A 15158-nucleotide genomic window follows, 5' to 3' on the forward strand; every position below is an offset into this window, starting at 1 on the left:
GCTATGCAGGCATCGTCAACGCGCTCTTTTATGGCCACAACTGCCACATGGTTTATGGCGACGCACAAGCCGTGCTGGTCGAGATGATCGAAGCGGTGCGCGGGCTCGGGTTGAAAGCCGCGGCCTGAAAGATTTTCAACATAAGGATTCTCCATGACACCCAAGATGAAAGCCGCCCAGGTCGAACGATTCGGCCAGCCCCTGGTGATGAAAGAGCTCGATGTGCCGACGCCCGGACCGGGCCAGATCCTCGTCAAGACCGAGGCCTGCGGCGTGTGCCACACCGATCTGCACGCGCGCGATGGCGACTGGCCGTTGAAGCCGCCGCTGCCGTTCACGCCAGGCCATGAAGGCATCGGCATCGTCACCGCGCTCGGCACAGGGGTGACGGCGGTGAAGGAGGGCGACCGCGTCGGCGTGCCCTGGCTCTATTCCGCCTGCGGGCACTGCGAGTTCTGCTTGGCGGCACAGGAGCCGGTCTGCGCTGAGGCCCAGTTCGGTGGCTACACCCGAAACGGCGGCTTCGCCGAATTCATCATCGCCGACCCGAACTACGTCGCGCACATTCCGGCCGGGCTGTCGGCGGTCGACGCCGCACCGTTGATCTGCGCCGGCATCACCTCGTACAAGGGCATCAAGGAAACCCAGGCCCGACCGGGCGAGTGGGTCGTGATCTCGGGCATCGGCGGGCTCGGTCACCTCGGGGTGCAGTACGCCAGGGCGATGGGTCTGCACGTCTGCGCGGTCGACATCGACGACGGCAAGCTCGCACATGCGACGCGCCTGGGTGCGGATGCGGTGGTCAATGCCAAGCAGGGCGACCCGGTCGCGGCTGTGGTCAAGGCCACGAGCGGTGGCGCGCATGGCGTGCTGATCACTGCGCCCTCCTTGCCCGCCTTCGAGCAGGGCGTGCGCATGACGCGCAAGCACGGCACCTGCGTGCTGGTCGGCATTCCGCCGGGCGAATTCCCCACGCCGCTGTTCGACGTGGTGGCCAACTGCATCACCATCCGCGGCTCCTTCGTCGGCAACCGGCGAGACATGGCCGAGGCGCTGGCCTTCGCTGCCGCAGGCCAGGTCAAGGCCGACATCGAGTTGCAGCCGCTGTCGGCCATCAACGATGTGTTCGAGCGACTGTCCAGGGGCGAGGTGCCCTCGCGCGTGGTGCTCGATTTCTCGGCCCGGTGAGACCTCTGCGTCGACCAGGCTTTTCGGGGTAGATCCCTTTCACTGAAGGAGTTTGAAAAATGGCAGGCACCTATTGGAACGACTGGTACTCGGGCTGGGGCTGGTTCCTCTGGTTCGGGATGATGATCCTCATCTTCTCGAGCGCCGGGAACTGGGGCTACACCTACCGCGTCCATCGCAACTACGGCAGGCCCCTCGGCAAGGAAGCGCAGGACATCCTGAGCGAGCGTTATGCGCGGGGCGAGATCACCCACGACGACTACAGCCGCATGAAGGCGGCCATCCTGGCGTGAGGGTAAACGAATGAATACCCAAGTTCACAACGCCATCGCGACCGAGCCACCCATCTGGTTCATCACCGGTTGCTCCACAGGCTTCGGTCTCGAACTCGCAAGACAGGCCATCGACCATGGCTACCGGACGGTGGTGACCTCGCGCAATCCCGCCGCCCTGGAAGGCTTCGGCGCAATCGACAACGTTCTGGTGCTCACGCTCGACGTGACCCGGCAGGACCAGGTTGTCGCAGCGGTCAAGGCGGCGCAGGACCGCTTCGGCGGCATCGACGTACTGGTGAACAACGCCGGCATCGGCTACTTCGCGGCCATCGAGGAAGGTGAAGAGGCCCAGGTGCGCAAGATGTTCGATGTCAACGTCTTCGGCTTGACCCGCATGATTCAGGCCGTGCTGCCCGACATGCGCAAGCGTCGGCGCGGCTGCATCGTCAACCTCTCTTCCTTGGCCGGCATCCGCGGCATGTCGGCGCTGGGCCAGTATTGCGCCACCAAGTTCGCCGTTGAGGGCTTGTCTGAGGCCTTGCGGCAGGAGGTCGCTGAACTGGGTCTTCAGGTGATGGTGGTCGAACCCAGCGGGTTTCGCACCGACTGGGCCGGCCGCTCCGCCAACGAGAGCAAGCACCAGATCGATGACTACATCGCCACGGCCGGCAATGTGCGGCGCCAGATCCGCGCCTCCTCCGGCCAGCAGCCGGGCGATCCCGTGCGTGCCGTCAATGCGCTCATCGACGCGGTGGTCTCAGGCCATCCGCCGGACCATCTGCTGCTGGGCAACGACGCCTTCGACGGTGCGATGACCAAGGTCCACGAATTGCGCACCGAGTTCGCGGCGGGCGAGGCTGTAGCGCGCGCCGCCGACTTTCCCCAGCCGGCGCATGCGACGGCTCTAGGTGCTGGCGTTTGACACCCCCGGCAACCGAGATGCGATGAACTGCGACACGGCCCTGCTCACCGCCAAGCAGATGGCGCTTACGGACTGTTTGACGGTGGCCTGTGGCATCAGTGAGATGGCGCTGATGGAAAACGCCGGTCGTCCCGTGGCCCAGGCCATTCAACAGCGCTGGACCTCGCGCCCGGTGTTAGTCCTGTGCGGCCCCGGCAGCAATGGCGGCGATGGCTTCGTGGCGGCTCGCCAGCTGGCCGAGGCTGGTTGGCCGGTGCGTGTGGCGCTGCTGGTGCCACGCGAGAGCCTGCGCGGCGCAGCGGCCCACCACGCCGGGCTGTGGTGCGGGCCGATCGAGGCGCTGACACCCGCAGCGCTGGACGGCGCCGCGCTCATCGTCGATGCCATCTTCGGCGCAGGTCTGAGCCGCCCGCTCGAAGGGATGGCAGCTCGAACGTTGGCTGAGGTAGCCGCAAGGCAGATGACGCTCGTTGCGGTGGACATCCCCAGCGGCGTGATGGGCGATACCGGCGCCAGCGCGGGCGCAGTGCCCTGTGCGCTCACGGTGACGTGCTTTCGCAAGAAGCCCGGACATCTGCTGCAACCGGGCCGCAGCCTGTGCGGCGAATTGATCGTGGCCGATATTGGCACACCCGCCTCGGTGTTCGCACACTTCACGCCCGACACTTTCGAGAACGATCCGACGCTGTGGGTCGACGCGCTGCCGGTGGTGCAAGCCGACGGCAACAAATACACCCGCGGGCACGCCCTGGGCTGGGGCGGCTGGCCCACCACCGGCGCGGCACGCATGGCCGCGAGGGCGGCCGCCAGAATGGGCGCGGGCCTCATGACCGTCGCGGTGCCCGCCGCCGCGCTGCCGGTCTACGCTGCCGCGCTGACCAGCGTGATGGTGAGCGCCATCACTCGGCTCGAAGACCTCGAACACCTGCTGGCCGACAGCAGGTACACCGGACTGATGATCGGCCCCGGCGCGGGTGTGGGGCCGGACACGCGGGCACGCGTGCTGGCGATGCTCGGGACGGGACGGGCGACCGTGCTCGATGCCGACGCCCTGTCGGCATTCAAGGACGACCCGGTAACCTTGTTCAACGCCCTCACCGGCGCTTGCGTGCTGACCCCACACGAAGGCGAATTCAAACGCCTGTTCGAGGGTGTGATCGACATGGGCGCCGACAAGCTCACGCGTGCCCGCGCTGCCGCGCAGGCCAGCGGCTCCATCGTGGTTCTCAAGGGCAGCGACACGGTGATTGCCGCACCCGACGGGCGCGCCATCATCAACGCCAATGCGCCGCCGACGCTGGCCACCGCGGGCGCGGGTGACGTGCTGGCTGGCATGGTGCTCGGGCTGCTGGCCCAGGACATGGCGCCGTTCCTCGCGGCGGCCGCTTCGGTGTGGCTGCATGGCGCGGCGGCATCCGGTTTCGGGCCGGGGCTGATGGCGGAAGACCTGCCCGACCTGCTGCCCACCGTGTTGCGCAACCTCCAGGACAGGAGGCCCCGCCGCTCCAGCGTTTCTATCGCACAGGACTCTACATCCCCAAACCACCCGCACAACTCTGAACAGGATCAAGCATCATGACCCCCTCGGTCGAAAACCCGAATGCGGCCGCGCCGCCTGCATCGCCGCGAGGGACGGCACCTCTGCCAGCGTCGTCCAGCACCGCGCCGCCATACGACTTGAAACCTCTTTTTTTCGTCGCCTGGCTGCTGTGCGCCGTCTTCTACTTTTTCCAGTACGCCGTGCGATCTGCGCCCGGCGTCATGCAGACTGAGCTGACCGCCGCATGGGGTGCCAACCACATCGGCGCGATGATCTCGGCCTACTACGTGGCCTACGCCGTGATGGCGCTGGTAGCCGGTGTCCTGCTTGACCGGTATGGACCTCGCCGCACCATTCCTTTCGGGATCGCTGTCGTGGGCGTCGGCTGCTTGGTCTTCGCGCAGGGCAGTGAAGCCGCCGGCATGGTGGGGTTCGTGCTGCAGGCCATCGGCGCGATCTTCGCGTTCATCGGGTCGTCCTCTATGTGGCGGCGCGCTACCTGCCCGCGCGCATGCTGGCGATGTTCATCGGGTTCACGCAATGCCTGGGCATGGCGGGCGCTGCGTTCGGCGCCAAGCCGGTGCACATGGCCATCGATCCGAGCGGAAGCTTCCATGTGCCCTGGCAGTCAGTATGGATTGCATTCGCCTGCGTCGGAAGTGTGCTGGCCGTGGCGACCTGGTTCATCATGCCGGCTGACAAGGGCGACAGCCCCAGACATCACGGTGCACTGTCGCTGGCCAGCGTCGTCAAGCCATTCAAGGTCGTTTTCGACAACCCGCAAAGCTGGCTGGCAGGCGTCGTGGGCGGCCTGCTCTTTCTGCCGACTACGATCGGCGCGCTGGTCTGGGCGACCTCCTTCCTGCACGGCGGAGAGAACATGACGATGGCGGCTGCCGCGACCGATGCCTCAATGGTTCCGATCGGTTGGGTCATCGGCTGCCCGTTGCTTGGCTACATTTCCGACAAGATCGGCCGCCGGAAACCCGTCTTGATCTGCGGTGCCTTGCTCATGCTCGCTGCGGGGCTCTCGGCGATCTACGTTCCGGTCGGAACTCTCCCTCGCTACAGCGTTGCCCTAGTACTCGGGATCGCATCCGGGGCGGCCATGATCCCCTTTGCGATGATGAAGGAGGTCAACCCGTCCGAGGTCAAGGGCACGGCGGCCGGCGCGATGAACTTTCTCGTCTTCGTCACGACCGGGATCATGTCGCCCTTCATCTCGCGGCTGATGCTGCCCGCGCAAGGCGCCACCATGACGCTGGCCGAATTCCAGACCGCGTTTCTGCCACTCGTCGGTGGCGTGGTGCTGGCCATCGTGCTGAGTTTCTTTCTGCGCGAAACCGGCTCGTCCGCAACCGCGCCCAAGATCGACAAGGCATCCGGCAAGGTGCCGAAGCCTGCCATCGCCTAGCAGCCGCGGACCGTCCGAAGTCAAGACCGAATACCCCTGCCGCGACCTCTCGATGGCACGATGCAAAGGAACCCCATGGAAATCACCGTCTTCAGCACCAAGCCCTACGATCGCCAATTCATCAACGCAGCGTGCTCGGGTCGGCACAAGCTCCACTATCTCGACGCGCAGTTGACGGCCGATACCGCGGTCCTGGCACGTGGCGCGGGTGCCGTCTGCGCTTTCGTCAACGACAAGGTCGACAGCGCGGTACTGCAAACGTTCAAGTCGCTGGATGTGGGCCTCGTGGCCCTGCGGTCGGCGGGCTTCAACAACGTCGATCGGGCCGCGGCGAAGAAACTCGGGATCGTCATCGCGCGTGTTCCGGCCTACTCGCCCGAGGCCGTTTCCGAGCACGCGGTGGCGCTGATGCTCTCGCTAGACCGCAACATCCATCGTGCCTACGCCCGGGTGCGCGAAGGCAACTTTGCGCTGGAGGGGTTGCTCGGCTTCAACCTCCACGGCCGCACCGTGGGCATCGTGGGTACCGGCCGCATCGGGACCAGCGTCGCGAAGATCATGACCGGGTTCGGTTGCAAGGTGCTGGCCAGCGATATCGAGCCCAGCCCCGCGTGCACGGAAATCGGCGTGGCGTATGTATCGCTCGACACATTGCTTGCGCAGGCCGACATCGTCACGCTTCATTGCCCCCTGACGCCGCAGACGCGGCACCTGATCGACGCCGCCGCGATCGGCAAGATGAAACGCGGTGCCATGCTCATCAACACGAGCCGCGGCGGCATCGTCGATACAAAAGCGGTGGTCGATGGCATCAAGAGCGGCGCCATCGGTCACCTCGGCCTGGACGTCTACGAGGAAGAAGCCGCACTCTTCTTCGACGACAAGTCGGACCAAGTGATCCGCGACGACGTATTCGAGCGCCTGCTCACGTTCCCCAACGTGCTGGTGACGGGGCACCAGGCCTTCTTCACCGCGGATGCGATGAAAGCCATCGCAGACACCACGATGGCCAACGTCGACGCTTTCGCCAGGACCGGCAAGCCGGTCCACGAAGTCACCGAAGCCACTTGACTGCAAAGGGTTCTCTCATGCACGCCATGGTCCTCAACGCATTGCACGCGCCCCTGGTCTGGACCGAGCTGCCCGACCCGCAGCCCGGTCCGGGCCAGATACGCGTGCAGGTTTCAGCTTGCGGCGTGTGCCGCACCGACCTGCATGTAGTGGATGGCGAGTTGCCGCACCCGCAAGTGCCGATCATCCCGGGCCACGAGATCGTAGGCCGCATCGATGTGCTCGGCGCGGGCGTCTCCGGCCTGGCGATCGGCCAGCGCGTGGGCATCCCGTGGCTGGGTCACACCTGCGGCATTTGTCCCTATTGCAGGATGCAGCGCGAGAACCTGTGCGACCACCCTGTGTTCACCGGCTTCACGCGCAATGGCGGATTCGCCACCGCCACGGTGGCCGATGCGCGCTTTGCCTTTCCGCTGGCCGAGGAGGGAAGCGATGCCTCGCTCGCTCCCTTGCTCTGCGCCGGCCTGATCGGCTGGCGCGCGCTCACCATCGCGGGCGAGGGCAGGAGCCTCGGCCTCTACGGCTTCGGCGCGGCGGCGCACATCCTGGCCCAGGTTGCCCGCTGGCAGGGGCGTTCGGTGCACGCGTTCACCCGCCCGGGCGACGAGAAGACCCAGGCCTTCGCGCGCAGCTTGGGTGCCACCTGGGCCGGCGGGTCCGACGAGATACCACCGCAGGCACTCGATGCCGCGATCATCTTCGCCACGGTCGGTGAGCTGGTGCCGCTGGCGCTGAAGGCGGTGCGCAAGGGTGGCCGCGTCGTCTGCGCCGGCATCCACATGAGCGACATTCCGCGCTTCCCGTACAGCCTCCTGTGGGAAGAGCGGGAGTTGCTCTCGGTGGCCAACCTCACACGTCAGGACGGGCTCGATTTTCTGAGCCAAGTGCCCGACATGGGCATCGTGACGAAGACCACCTGCTATCCGCTGCAAAAGGCCAACGAGGCACTGGCCGACCTGCGCGCGGGCCGCTTCGAGGGGGCGGCGGTGTTGGTGACCTGACGGGCCCGTGTGCGCCGAGACTCAGGTCGGCACGCGAGTGCCGACCATGCGGTCGTGGTTCACGAAGAAGCTGCGTGCCAGCGCGACGAGCTGGTTGTCGGTCGGGTGGTCCACCACTTCGTAGCCGGCGATGCGGGGCATCGTCTGCGGCCGGTGCTTCCCCACATAACTCTGGAAGTCGGCGACGCTCGTGTGCCCGCCCACGACCAGCACTTCGGCGATGCCGTCGAACGCATCGCAGACGGCTCCGAAGAACTCGTGTTCGGTGCGCACGCCGCTGTGATGCTGGCGTGTGAACTTCAGCTGCTCGTGTACATGCTGCTCTACCCTCTCGTCGGGTGCGAACTGCAGCAGGTGGGCGGATTGATGGTCGACGAATGCGACCGCGTGAAAGAGGCTCATGGCTTGGATTTCCGTTCGTGAAGGGTTTGACAGGTAGTACAGCGCAAGGTCTGGGGTTCGATCTGCAGGCGGTCGAACGGAATCTCGACGTGGCAATCGACGCACAGGCCGTAGGCGGCACCATGAATGCGTTCCAACGCAGCGCGGATCGCCGTGTACTCGCCGCTGTCGATGTCCGCAACGATGCCTTCGGCCTCGTGGGTGCCCTCGCGCTGCCGTGCGTCGTCGGCGTCCTGCAGCAAGACGCGGCGGGCCGCTTCGACCTGCGACTGGCCCTCCAGCTGCAAGGTGCTCAGGCGCTCGAAAGCGACGCGCCGGGACTCGAGCAGCGCCGTGAGAACGAGGCGCTGCGCATGCGAAAGGTGGGACGGTGTGTTCGCGTTCATCGCTTGTCTTCCTGTGTCGGGGCACCCCATTTCCATTCGAGGATCTCCGGCATGTCCTGGCCATGCGCGTCGATGTAGAGCTTGTGCGCGACCAGCTTGCCGCGGCACATCTGCTTGAGGTAGTCGGCCCTGCTGCCCGGGTGGGGCAGGCAGTCCAGCACCTTTTGCACAAGGTGAAAGCGATCCAGCTCGTTCTGCACGCGCATGTCGAAGGCCGTGGTAATGGTTCCCTCTTCCTTGTAGCCGTGCACGTGCAGGTTTCGGTTGGTGCGGCGGTAGGTCAGGCGGTGTACCAGCGAGGGGTAGCCGTGGAAGCCGAAGATCACGGGTTTGTCACGGGTGAAGAGCGAATCGAAGTCGGCCTCATCGAGTCCGTGCGGATGCTCGCTGGCCGATTGCAGCTTCATCAGGTCGACAACGTTGACCACGCGGATCTTCAGGCCCGGCAGGTGCTCGCGCAGGATGGACGTAGCCGCCATGATCTCCAGCGTCGGCGTGTCGCCGCAGCAGGCCATCACCACGTCGGGTTCTGTGCCCCGGTCGTTGCTGGCCCATGTCCAGATACCGATACCCTCGGTGCAGTGCACCACAGCGGCCTCCATCGTGAGCCACTGCGGCAGGGCGTGCTTGCCGGCCACCACCACGTTGACGTAGTTGCGGCTGCGCAGACAATGGTCGAAGACCGACAGCAGGCAATTCGCATCGGGTGGCAGGTAAACGCGCACGATGTCGGCCTTCTTGTTGATGACGTGGTCAAGAAAGCCCGGGTCCTGGTGCGTGAAGCCGTTGTGGTCCTGCTGCCAGACGTGCGAGGCGAGCAGGTAGTTCAGCGAAGCGATGGGCCGTCGCCACGGCAGCTCGCGCGTTACCTTGAGCCACTTGGCGTGCTGGCTGAACATCGAGTCGACGATGCGGATGAAGGCCTCGTAGCTGTTGAACAGGCCATGCCGGCCGGTCAGCAGGTAGCCTTCGAGCCAGCCTTCGCACTGGTGCTCGCTCAGCATCGAGTCGACGACCCGGCCGGCCGGCGCGAGAAACTCGTCGTTCGGCACGGTCGTCGCGTCCCATTGCCGGTTTGTCACATCGAAGACCGCGCCGAGCAGGTTCGACAAGGTCTCGTCAGGGCCGAAGACGCGGAAATTGCGCTGGCCCTCGTTCAGCCGCACCACATCGCCGAGGAACCGGCCAAGCACCATCGTGTCCTGCCTTTGCAGCGCACCGGGCGACGGCACTGTCACCGCGTTGTCGCGGAAGTCCGGCATGTGCAGGTCGTGCAGCAGCAAGCCGCCGTTGGCATGTGGATTCATGCCCATGCGCCTGTTGCCATCTGGTGCCAGTGCAGCCAGTTCAGGGAGCAGGCGCCCATTCGCGTCGAACAGCTCTTCGGCCCGATAGCTCTTCATCCACTGCTCGAGCTGGGCGACATGCTCGGGGTGTTGGGCATTGACCAGCAGCGGAACCTGGTGCGAACGAAAAGTCCCCTCGACGGGCAGTCCGTCGACGGTCTTCGGCCCGGTCCAACCCTTGGGGGACCGCAGCACGATCATCGGCCAGCGCGGTCGCGTCGCGCTTTTGCGCTCGCGCGCATCGCGCTGCGCCTGGTGGATCATCTCGAGGGCTTCGTCCATCGCGCGGGCCATTAGCTGGTGCATCGTCGCCGGATCGTTGCCTTCGACGAACAGGGGTGTCCAACCGCAGCCGCTAAAGAACTGCTCGAGTTCGTCGTGCTCGATGCGCGCCAGCAATGTCGGGTTGCTGATCTTGTAGCCGTTGAGGTGCAGGATCGGCAGGACCGCGCCATCGGTCACCGCGTCGAGCATCTTGGTCGACTGCCATGCAGTGGCGAGCGGACCTGTCTCCGCTTCGCCGTCGCCGACCACGCAGGCCACGATCAGTTCGGGGTTGTCGAAGACAGCACCGAAGGCATGGCTGAGCGAATAGCCAAGCTCGCCACCTTCGTGGATCGAGCCCGGGGTGGTCGGTGCCACATGGCTGGAGATCCCGCCAGGAAACGAGAACTGCTTGAATAGCTTCTTGAGACCCGCCTCGTCCTGTGTCACGTCGGGATAGACCTCGCTCCAGGAGCCTTCGAGGTACACGTTGCCGACGATCGCGGGTCCTCCGTGCCCGGGCCCGGCGATATAGAACATGTCGAGGTCGTGGGCCTTGATCAACCGGTTCAGGTGAACGTAGATGAAGTTCTGGCCCGGTGTCGTGCCCCAGTGTCCGACGACCAGCGGTTTCACATGCGACAGCTTCAGCGGCTCCTTGAGGAGGGGGTTGTCGTAGAGGTAGATCTGACCGACGGACAGATAGTTGGCGGCCCGCCAGTAGGCGTTCATCTGGTGCAGCAGGTCCGGGCTGAGCGGATCGTTCTTCATGGGCAGGGGTTCCGGGAGTTCGGTGTTCGGTTTTAGAAGGCAGGCGCGAAGCCGTCTGTGCGTCAACGAACAGACTTGTCCGGCGGGCCGATTCAGACTCTTTTTCTATGACGGGTAACGCTCATATTCCGGACGCCGTCGCCTAATCAAGGAGTCGGCATGAACTCATTTCGCGAAGCGACGCCAGATCCGCATGCGTTGCGCTGCCGCGCCAAGGGCAATGCCGATGCGTGAGTCGACATCACCGCGCGTACAGCTGTTGTCGAATGGGCGTTACCACGTCATGGTCACCGACGCTGGCGGTGGGTACAGCCGCTGGAACGACCTTGCGCTCACTCGGTGGCGAGAGGGCGCCACGTGCGAAGCCTACGGTGCGTTCTGCTACATCAAGGACATGGACGGTGGCGAGGTGTGGTCGACGACCCGAAACCCCGTCGCGGCCCGGGCTGGCGTGTACAAGGCGCAGTTCTCCCGGGGCCTCGCGGCATTCCGTGTGCGAGCGCACGACATTGAGATTCAGACCATGGTCGCCGTGTCGGCTGACGATGATGTCGAACTGCGGCGCCTTTGCATCACCAACCATTCGTCGATCCGCCGGAGGCTGGCATTGACGAGCTATGCGGAGCTCGTGCTGGGATCTGCCGCTGCCGATGCGGCGCATCCGGCGTTCGAAAAGCTCTTTGTCGAGACCGACGTGCTGCACGAGTTGCAGGCGGTCGTGTGCAGGCGGCGTGCACGCTCCCCAGATGAGCAAACGCCGACCTGGTTCCATCAGGTCGTCACCGAACAGCCGCCTTCGGAGCCCCTGTCTTTCGAGACGGATCGCGCGCGATTCGTAGGCCGCGGTCGCGATCCGACCGATCCGCAGGCCATGGAGGACTGGGCACCGTTGTCGGGCAGCGCCGGTCCGGTGCTCGACCCAATGGCCGGCATCCGTTGCGCAGTGTCGCTGGCCCCCGGCGAATCGACGACGGTCGATTGGATCAGCGGCGTCGGCGCCACCCTTAAGGCCTGCGTGGACTTGATGCGCAAGTACCGGGACCGCACGACGGCCGACGGTGTGGACGGCGGCGCGAGGGTTACCGCGCAGGCCGTTCTCGATCGACTGCATGCCAGTGCCGACGATGCGCGGCTTTATACCGAACTGGCCGGGGCGCTTCTGATGCCCGATGCGGCGATGCGGGCCGACCCCGCTGTGCTGGCGAGAAACCGGCAAGGTCAGGCGGGCCTGTGGCGCTATGCGGTCTCCGACGATCTGCCGATCGTGCTGCTGCTGGCGGCCGATTCGGTCCGGCTCGATCTGACGTGTCAACTGATCCGGGCCCACGCCTATTGGCGCCTGTCGGGTCTCGCTGTCGACCTCGTGGTGCTCGTCGACGACAGCGGTGATTCCGGGGCGTCGTTGCAACAGCGACTCACTGCGCTGGTCGATGTCGAGCGGCTCGGCAAGCCGGGCGGCGTCTTCGTGCTCGCGCTGGCGCAGGTGCCGGCTGCCGATCGCGATCTGTTGCAGGCCGTGGCCCGTGTCGTGCTCGACGATCGCGATGGGCTGCTGCCGCAGCAGCTCGCGCAACGTCGGCCGGTGGGCGACCGTGTCTCGCCACCGGACAGCGCCGTGGCCGCGGCCGAGTCCGAAGGCTCTGCCGAGCCGTCGCCACCGCTTGCGCAGCGTGACCTGATCTTTCGCAACGGCATCGGCGGCTTCACGCCGAATGGGCGCGAGTACGTGGTCACGGTCACACCAAATCACATGACGCCGATGCCCTGGGTCAATGTCCTGGCGAATCCGTCATTCGGCACGCTGGTGTCCGAGAGCGGCAGTGCCGCGACCTGGAGCGAGAACGCGCAAGCTTTCCGGCTCACGCCCTGGTCGAACGACCCGGTGTCGGATCCCAACACCGAGGCGTTCTACCTGCGCGACGAAGACAGTTGGCGCTACGCCTCGGCCACCTTGCTGCCGTGCCCCGGCGCGACGCCCTACGTCACGCGCCATGGCTTCGGTTACAGCGTCTTCGAGCACCACGAGGACGGCCTCGAAACCGCACTGACGATCTTCGTGGCCATCGATGCGCCGATCAAGTTCTCGGTTTTGAAGGTGATCAACCGGTCGGACCGGATGCGACACCTCAGCGTCACCGGCTACCTCGAATGGGTCCTCGGCGACGAGAGACGCAATACAGCGATGCATGTGAGCACGCGCGTCGACGCCAGCGACGGCACCGTGTACGCCACCAATGCGTACACCACGGATTTTTCGGGGCGGACTGCCTTCTTCGATGTCGACGAAGCGACTGCGGCTGGCACGAGTGTGTGTTGCGACCGCCGCGCCTTCATCGGGCACGACGGCAGCCTGCGCCATCCCGCAGCGATGGCGTCGCAACACCTTTGCGGCGCGGCGGGTGCGGCGCTCGATCCGTGCGCCGCACTCCGCGTCCCGTTCAAGCTGGCGGCTGGGGAGACGCGCGAAATTGTGTTTCGCCTTGGTGCCGGCACCACGCCGCAGGCGGCGCAAGCGCTCGCGACGCGCTGGCGCGGGGCGAGCGCGACGCGCGAGGCTCTGGCCGCCGTGCACCGGCATTGGAGCGACACTCTCGGCGCAGTACAGGTCGAGACGCCCGAGCCGTCGCTCGACCTGCTGGTCAACGGTTGGCTGCCGTACCAGACCCTGGCGTGCAGGCTGTGGGCGCGCAACGCGTTCTATCAGTCGAGCGGCGCCTTCGGCTTCCGCGATCAGCTACAGGATGTGATGGCCCTGGTGCACGCGGCACCCGGGCTCGTGCGCGAGCACCTGCTGCGCAGCGCGGGCCGCCAGTTCCCCGAAGGCGACGTGCAGCACTGGTGGCACCCGCCATCGGGCCGCGGCGTGCGCACGCGCTGTTCGGACGACTACCTGTGGCTGCCGCTCGCGACCTGTCGCTACGCCCTCGTCACCGGCGACATGGCGGTGCTCGATGCGCCCGTGCCCTTCCTGTCGGGCAGGGCGCTCGAGGACGGCGAGGTTTCCTGCTACGACCTGCCTGCCGAGTCGCCCGAATCAGCCAGCCTGTATGGGCACTGCGTGCGCGCCATCACGCACGGCCTGCGCTTTGGCGCAGACGGCCTGCCGTTGATCGGCGGCGGCGACTGGAACGATGGCATGAACCTCGTCGGCGTGCACGGCAAGGGCGAAAGCGTCTGGCTCGCCTTCTTCTTCGACACGGTGCTCGTGCAGTTCGTGCGACTGGCCGATCGACGTGGCGATTTGCCTTTCGCACAACGTTGTGCCGCCGAATCCGTGCGGCTGCGCGCTGCGATCGAGCGGAGCGCATGGGACGGTGGCTGGTATCGACGGGGTTGGTTCGACGACGGCTCGCCGCTGGGCAGTTCCGATGACGCCGAATGCCGCATCGATGCGATCGCGCAGAGCTGGGCCGTGCTGTCGAGCGCGGTGGATGCGGGTCGCGCGCGCGAGGCGATGGAAGCGCTCGACAGTCGTCTCGTAGACCGCGACGCGGCCCTCATTCGACTGCTTGCCCCGCCATTCGACCATTCCGATCCGAGCCCCGGCTACATCCAGGGCTACCCGCGCGGCGTGCGCGAGAACGGCGGGCAGTACACGCATGCGGCCGTGTGGTCGGCGATGGCGTTCGCGGCGCTCGACGATGCGCCGCGCGCGTGGGAACTCGCCCGCATGCTCGACCCGGTCCGCCACGCCGACTCGACCGATGCGCTCGCAACGTACCAGACCGAGCCCTATGTGATGGCGTCGGATGTCTATGCGTTGCCCCCGCACGCGGGCCGTGGCGGATGGACCTGGTACACCGGGTCGGCCGGATGGATGCTGCGCTTCGTGCTGGAGTCGCTGCTGGGCTTGCAGGTCGAGTCGGATGCGCTGCGGATCGTTCCCTGCGTGCCGGAACATTGGGTTTCGTTTCGAGTGAACTATCGCTATCGAGAGACCGTCTATCGAATAAAGGTACTGACCAAGTCGTCGGAGGGTGAAGGCCCTGCGCTAATGCTGGACGGCATGGCTCTGTCCGGCTCGGTCATTCCCTTGATCGACGATCGCTGCGAGCACGCGGTGGTCATTCGCATCCACCACACAGGAGGCAAGGAATGCAGATCGGCATGATCGGACTCGGGCGCATGGGCGCCAGCATGACATCCCGCTTGATGCGCGTGAACCACGCCTGCGTGGTTCACGACGCGCACGCCGATGCGATGGCACCGAGCCACCCTGCGTGCCTTGATCCGCGAGTACCTCTTCGTCTCCATCTTTCGCGCCTGTGCCGAGTCGCTCGCGAGCGAGAACGCGAGCCGACTGGCTGCCATGGACCGTGCCGATCGCAACATCGACGAGATGCTGGGCACGCTCGAAGACGCCTTGCATCGCTTGCGGCAAGCCAAGATCGACGAAGAACTATCGGACGTCATCTCGGGATTCAAGGCTCTGCGCGACTAGGTTGACACCTGAACCGGCGTCGTCGCTGACGCGCCGCGTGCGGTGGCGAACAGACGGCCGGGGCGGTTGCGATGACATTGGTCTCTTGAACCCCCGCGATGACGCATTCCGTCGATCGATCCGATTCGGCATTCTGA

At 65.7% G+C, this 15158-nt stretch carries 12 protein-coding genes and 1 pseudogene; 10 read left to right on the top strand and 3 right to left on the bottom strand.

The features are described 5' to 3' along the window. The first annotated feature begins 153 nt into the window (after window positions 1-153). From QN397_RS17800 to QN397_RS17830, 8 genes and pseudogenes are all read left to right on the top strand, one after another. A complete protein-coding gene (locus tag QN397_RS17800; RefSeq protein ID WP_323498707.1) occupies window positions 154-1188 on the top strand; it encodes a zinc-dependent alcohol dehydrogenase in 1035 nt (344 codons plus the stop codon). 59 nt (window positions 1189-1247) lie between these two features. Beyond that, the gene (locus QN397_RS17805) at window positions 1248-1481 is read left to right on the top strand and encodes an SHOCT domain-containing protein (protein WP_323498708.1); all 234 of its coding nucleotides are present in this window, start codon (window positions 1248-1250) and stop codon (window positions 1479-1481) included. Between the two features lie 10 nt (window positions 1482-1491). Beyond that, the gene (locus tag QN397_RS17810; RefSeq protein ID WP_323501545.1) at window positions 1492-2385 is read left to right on the top strand and encodes an oxidoreductase; all 894 of its coding nucleotides are present in this window, start codon (window positions 1492-1494) and stop codon (window positions 2383-2385) included. Window positions 2386-2407: 22 nt separating this feature from the next. Continuing rightward, window positions 2408-3964: an NAD(P)H-hydrate dehydratase gene (locus tag QN397_RS17815; protein WP_323501546.1), complete on the top strand. Its 1557-nt coding sequence runs from the start codon at window positions 2408-2410 to the stop codon at window positions 3962-3964. Further along, window positions 3961-4389 (top strand): annotated as a pseudogene (locus QN397_RS26745) (MFS transporter); the annotation flags it as partial. The gene QN397_RS17815 and the pseudogene QN397_RS26745, both read left to right, overlap by 4 nt. 20 nt (window positions 4390-4409) lie before the next feature. Then, a complete protein-coding gene (locus tag QN397_RS17820) occupies window positions 4410-5339 on the top strand; it encodes an MFS transporter (protein WP_323501547.1) in 930 nt (309 codons plus the stop codon). 75 nt (window positions 5340-5414) lie between these two features. Further along, window positions 5415-6410, top strand: a complete 996-nt coding sequence (locus tag QN397_RS17825) for a 2-hydroxyacid dehydrogenase (RefSeq protein ID WP_323498713.1) — start codon at window positions 5415-5417, stop codon at window positions 6408-6410. 17 nt (window positions 6411-6427) lie between these two features. After that, window positions 6428-7411, top strand: coding sequence for a zinc-dependent alcohol dehydrogenase family protein (locus QN397_RS17830; protein WP_323501548.1), 984 nt, complete (start codon window positions 6428-6430; stop codon window positions 7409-7411). Window positions 7412-7432: 21 nt separating this feature from the next. Here QN397_RS17830 and QN397_RS17835 read toward each other — a convergent pair whose 3' ends face one another. The 3 genes from QN397_RS17835 to QN397_RS17845 are packed head-to-tail and all read right to left on the bottom strand — an operon-like array spanning window position 7433 to window position 10580. Further along, complete coding sequence (locus QN397_RS17835; RefSeq protein ID WP_323498716.1) at window positions 7433-7813, bottom strand: hypothetical protein; 381 nt, start codon at window positions 7811-7813, stop codon at window positions 7433-7435. Further along, entirely contained in the window at window positions 7810-8199 is a 390-nt protein-coding gene (locus QN397_RS17840; protein ID WP_323501549.1) for a TraR/DksA family transcriptional regulator, read from the bottom strand. Before QN397_RS17840 ends, QN397_RS17835 begins: the two co-directional genes overlap by 4 nt. After that, window positions 8196-10580 carry a phosphoketolase family protein gene (locus tag QN397_RS17845; protein ID WP_323501550.1) on the bottom strand — a complete coding sequence of 795 codons (2385 nt, stop codon included), beginning with the start codon at window positions 10578-10580 and terminating at the stop codon, window positions 8196-8198. The genes QN397_RS17840 and QN397_RS17845 overlap by 4 nt, the downstream gene beginning before the upstream one ends. A gap of 226 nt (window positions 10581-10806) precedes the next feature. Between QN397_RS17845 and QN397_RS17850 the strand changes: the two genes are divergently transcribed. Together QN397_RS17850 and QN397_RS17855 are read left to right on the top strand one after the other, a co-directional pair. Next, on the top strand, window positions 10807-14691 hold the full coding sequence (locus QN397_RS17850; protein ID WP_323501551.1) for a GH36-type glycosyl hydrolase domain-containing protein: 3885 nt from the start codon (window positions 10807-10809) through the stop codon (window positions 14689-14691). A gap of 84 nt (window positions 14692-14775) precedes the next feature. Next, complete coding sequence (locus QN397_RS17855) at window positions 14776-15021, top strand: F0F1 ATP synthase subunit gamma (RefSeq protein ID WP_323501552.1); 246 nt, start codon at window positions 14776-14778, stop codon at window positions 15019-15021. The last annotated feature ends 137 nt before the right edge of the window (window positions 15022-15158 follow it).

Origin of the sequence: Variovorax sp. RTB1 (genome assembly GCF_035018765.1) — a bacterium.
In the GTDB taxonomy this organism is placed as follows: Bacteria; Pseudomonadota; Gammaproteobacteria; order Burkholderiales; family Burkholderiaceae_C; genus Variovorax.

Bases quoted from the DNA above. Each gene is read 5' to 3' on its own strand.
- QN397_RS17855 (WP_323501552.1), top strand. From the start codon at position 14,776: ATGCGATGGCACCGAGCCACCCTGCGTGCCTTGATCCGCGAGTACCTC.
- QN397_RS17805 (WP_323498708.1), top strand. From the start codon at position 1,248: ATGGCAGGCACCTATTGGAACGACTGGTACTCGGGCTGGGGCTGGTTC.
- QN397_RS17840 (WP_323501549.1), bottom strand. From the start codon at position 8,199: ATGAACGCGAACACACCGTCCCACCTTTCGCATGCGCAGCGCCTCGTT.
- QN397_RS17850 (WP_323501551.1), top strand. From the start codon at position 10,807: ATGCGTGAGTCGACATCACCGCGCGTACAGCTGTTGTCGAATGGGCGT.
- QN397_RS17830 (WP_323501548.1), top strand. From the start codon at position 6,428: ATGCACGCCATGGTCCTCAACGCATTGCACGCGCCCCTGGTCTGGACC.
- QN397_RS17800 (WP_323498707.1), top strand. From the start codon at position 154: ATGACACCCAAGATGAAAGCCGCCCAGGTCGAACGATTCGGCCAGCCC.
- QN397_RS17815 (WP_323501546.1), top strand. From the start codon at position 2,408: ATGAACTGCGACACGGCCCTGCTCACCGCCAAGCAGATGGCGCTTACG.
- QN397_RS17845 (WP_323501550.1), bottom strand. From the start codon at position 10,580: ATGAAGAACGATCCGCTCAGCCCGGACCTGCTGCACCAGATGAACGCC.
- QN397_RS17835 (WP_323498716.1), bottom strand. From the start codon at position 7,813: ATGAGCCTCTTTCACGCGGTCGCATTCGTCGACCATCAATCCGCCCAC.
- QN397_RS17825 (WP_323498713.1), top strand. From the start codon at position 5,415: ATGGAAATCACCGTCTTCAGCACCAAGCCCTACGATCGCCAATTCATC.
- QN397_RS17810 (WP_323501545.1), top strand. From the start codon at position 1,492: ATGAATACCCAAGTTCACAACGCCATCGCGACCGAGCCACCCATCTGG.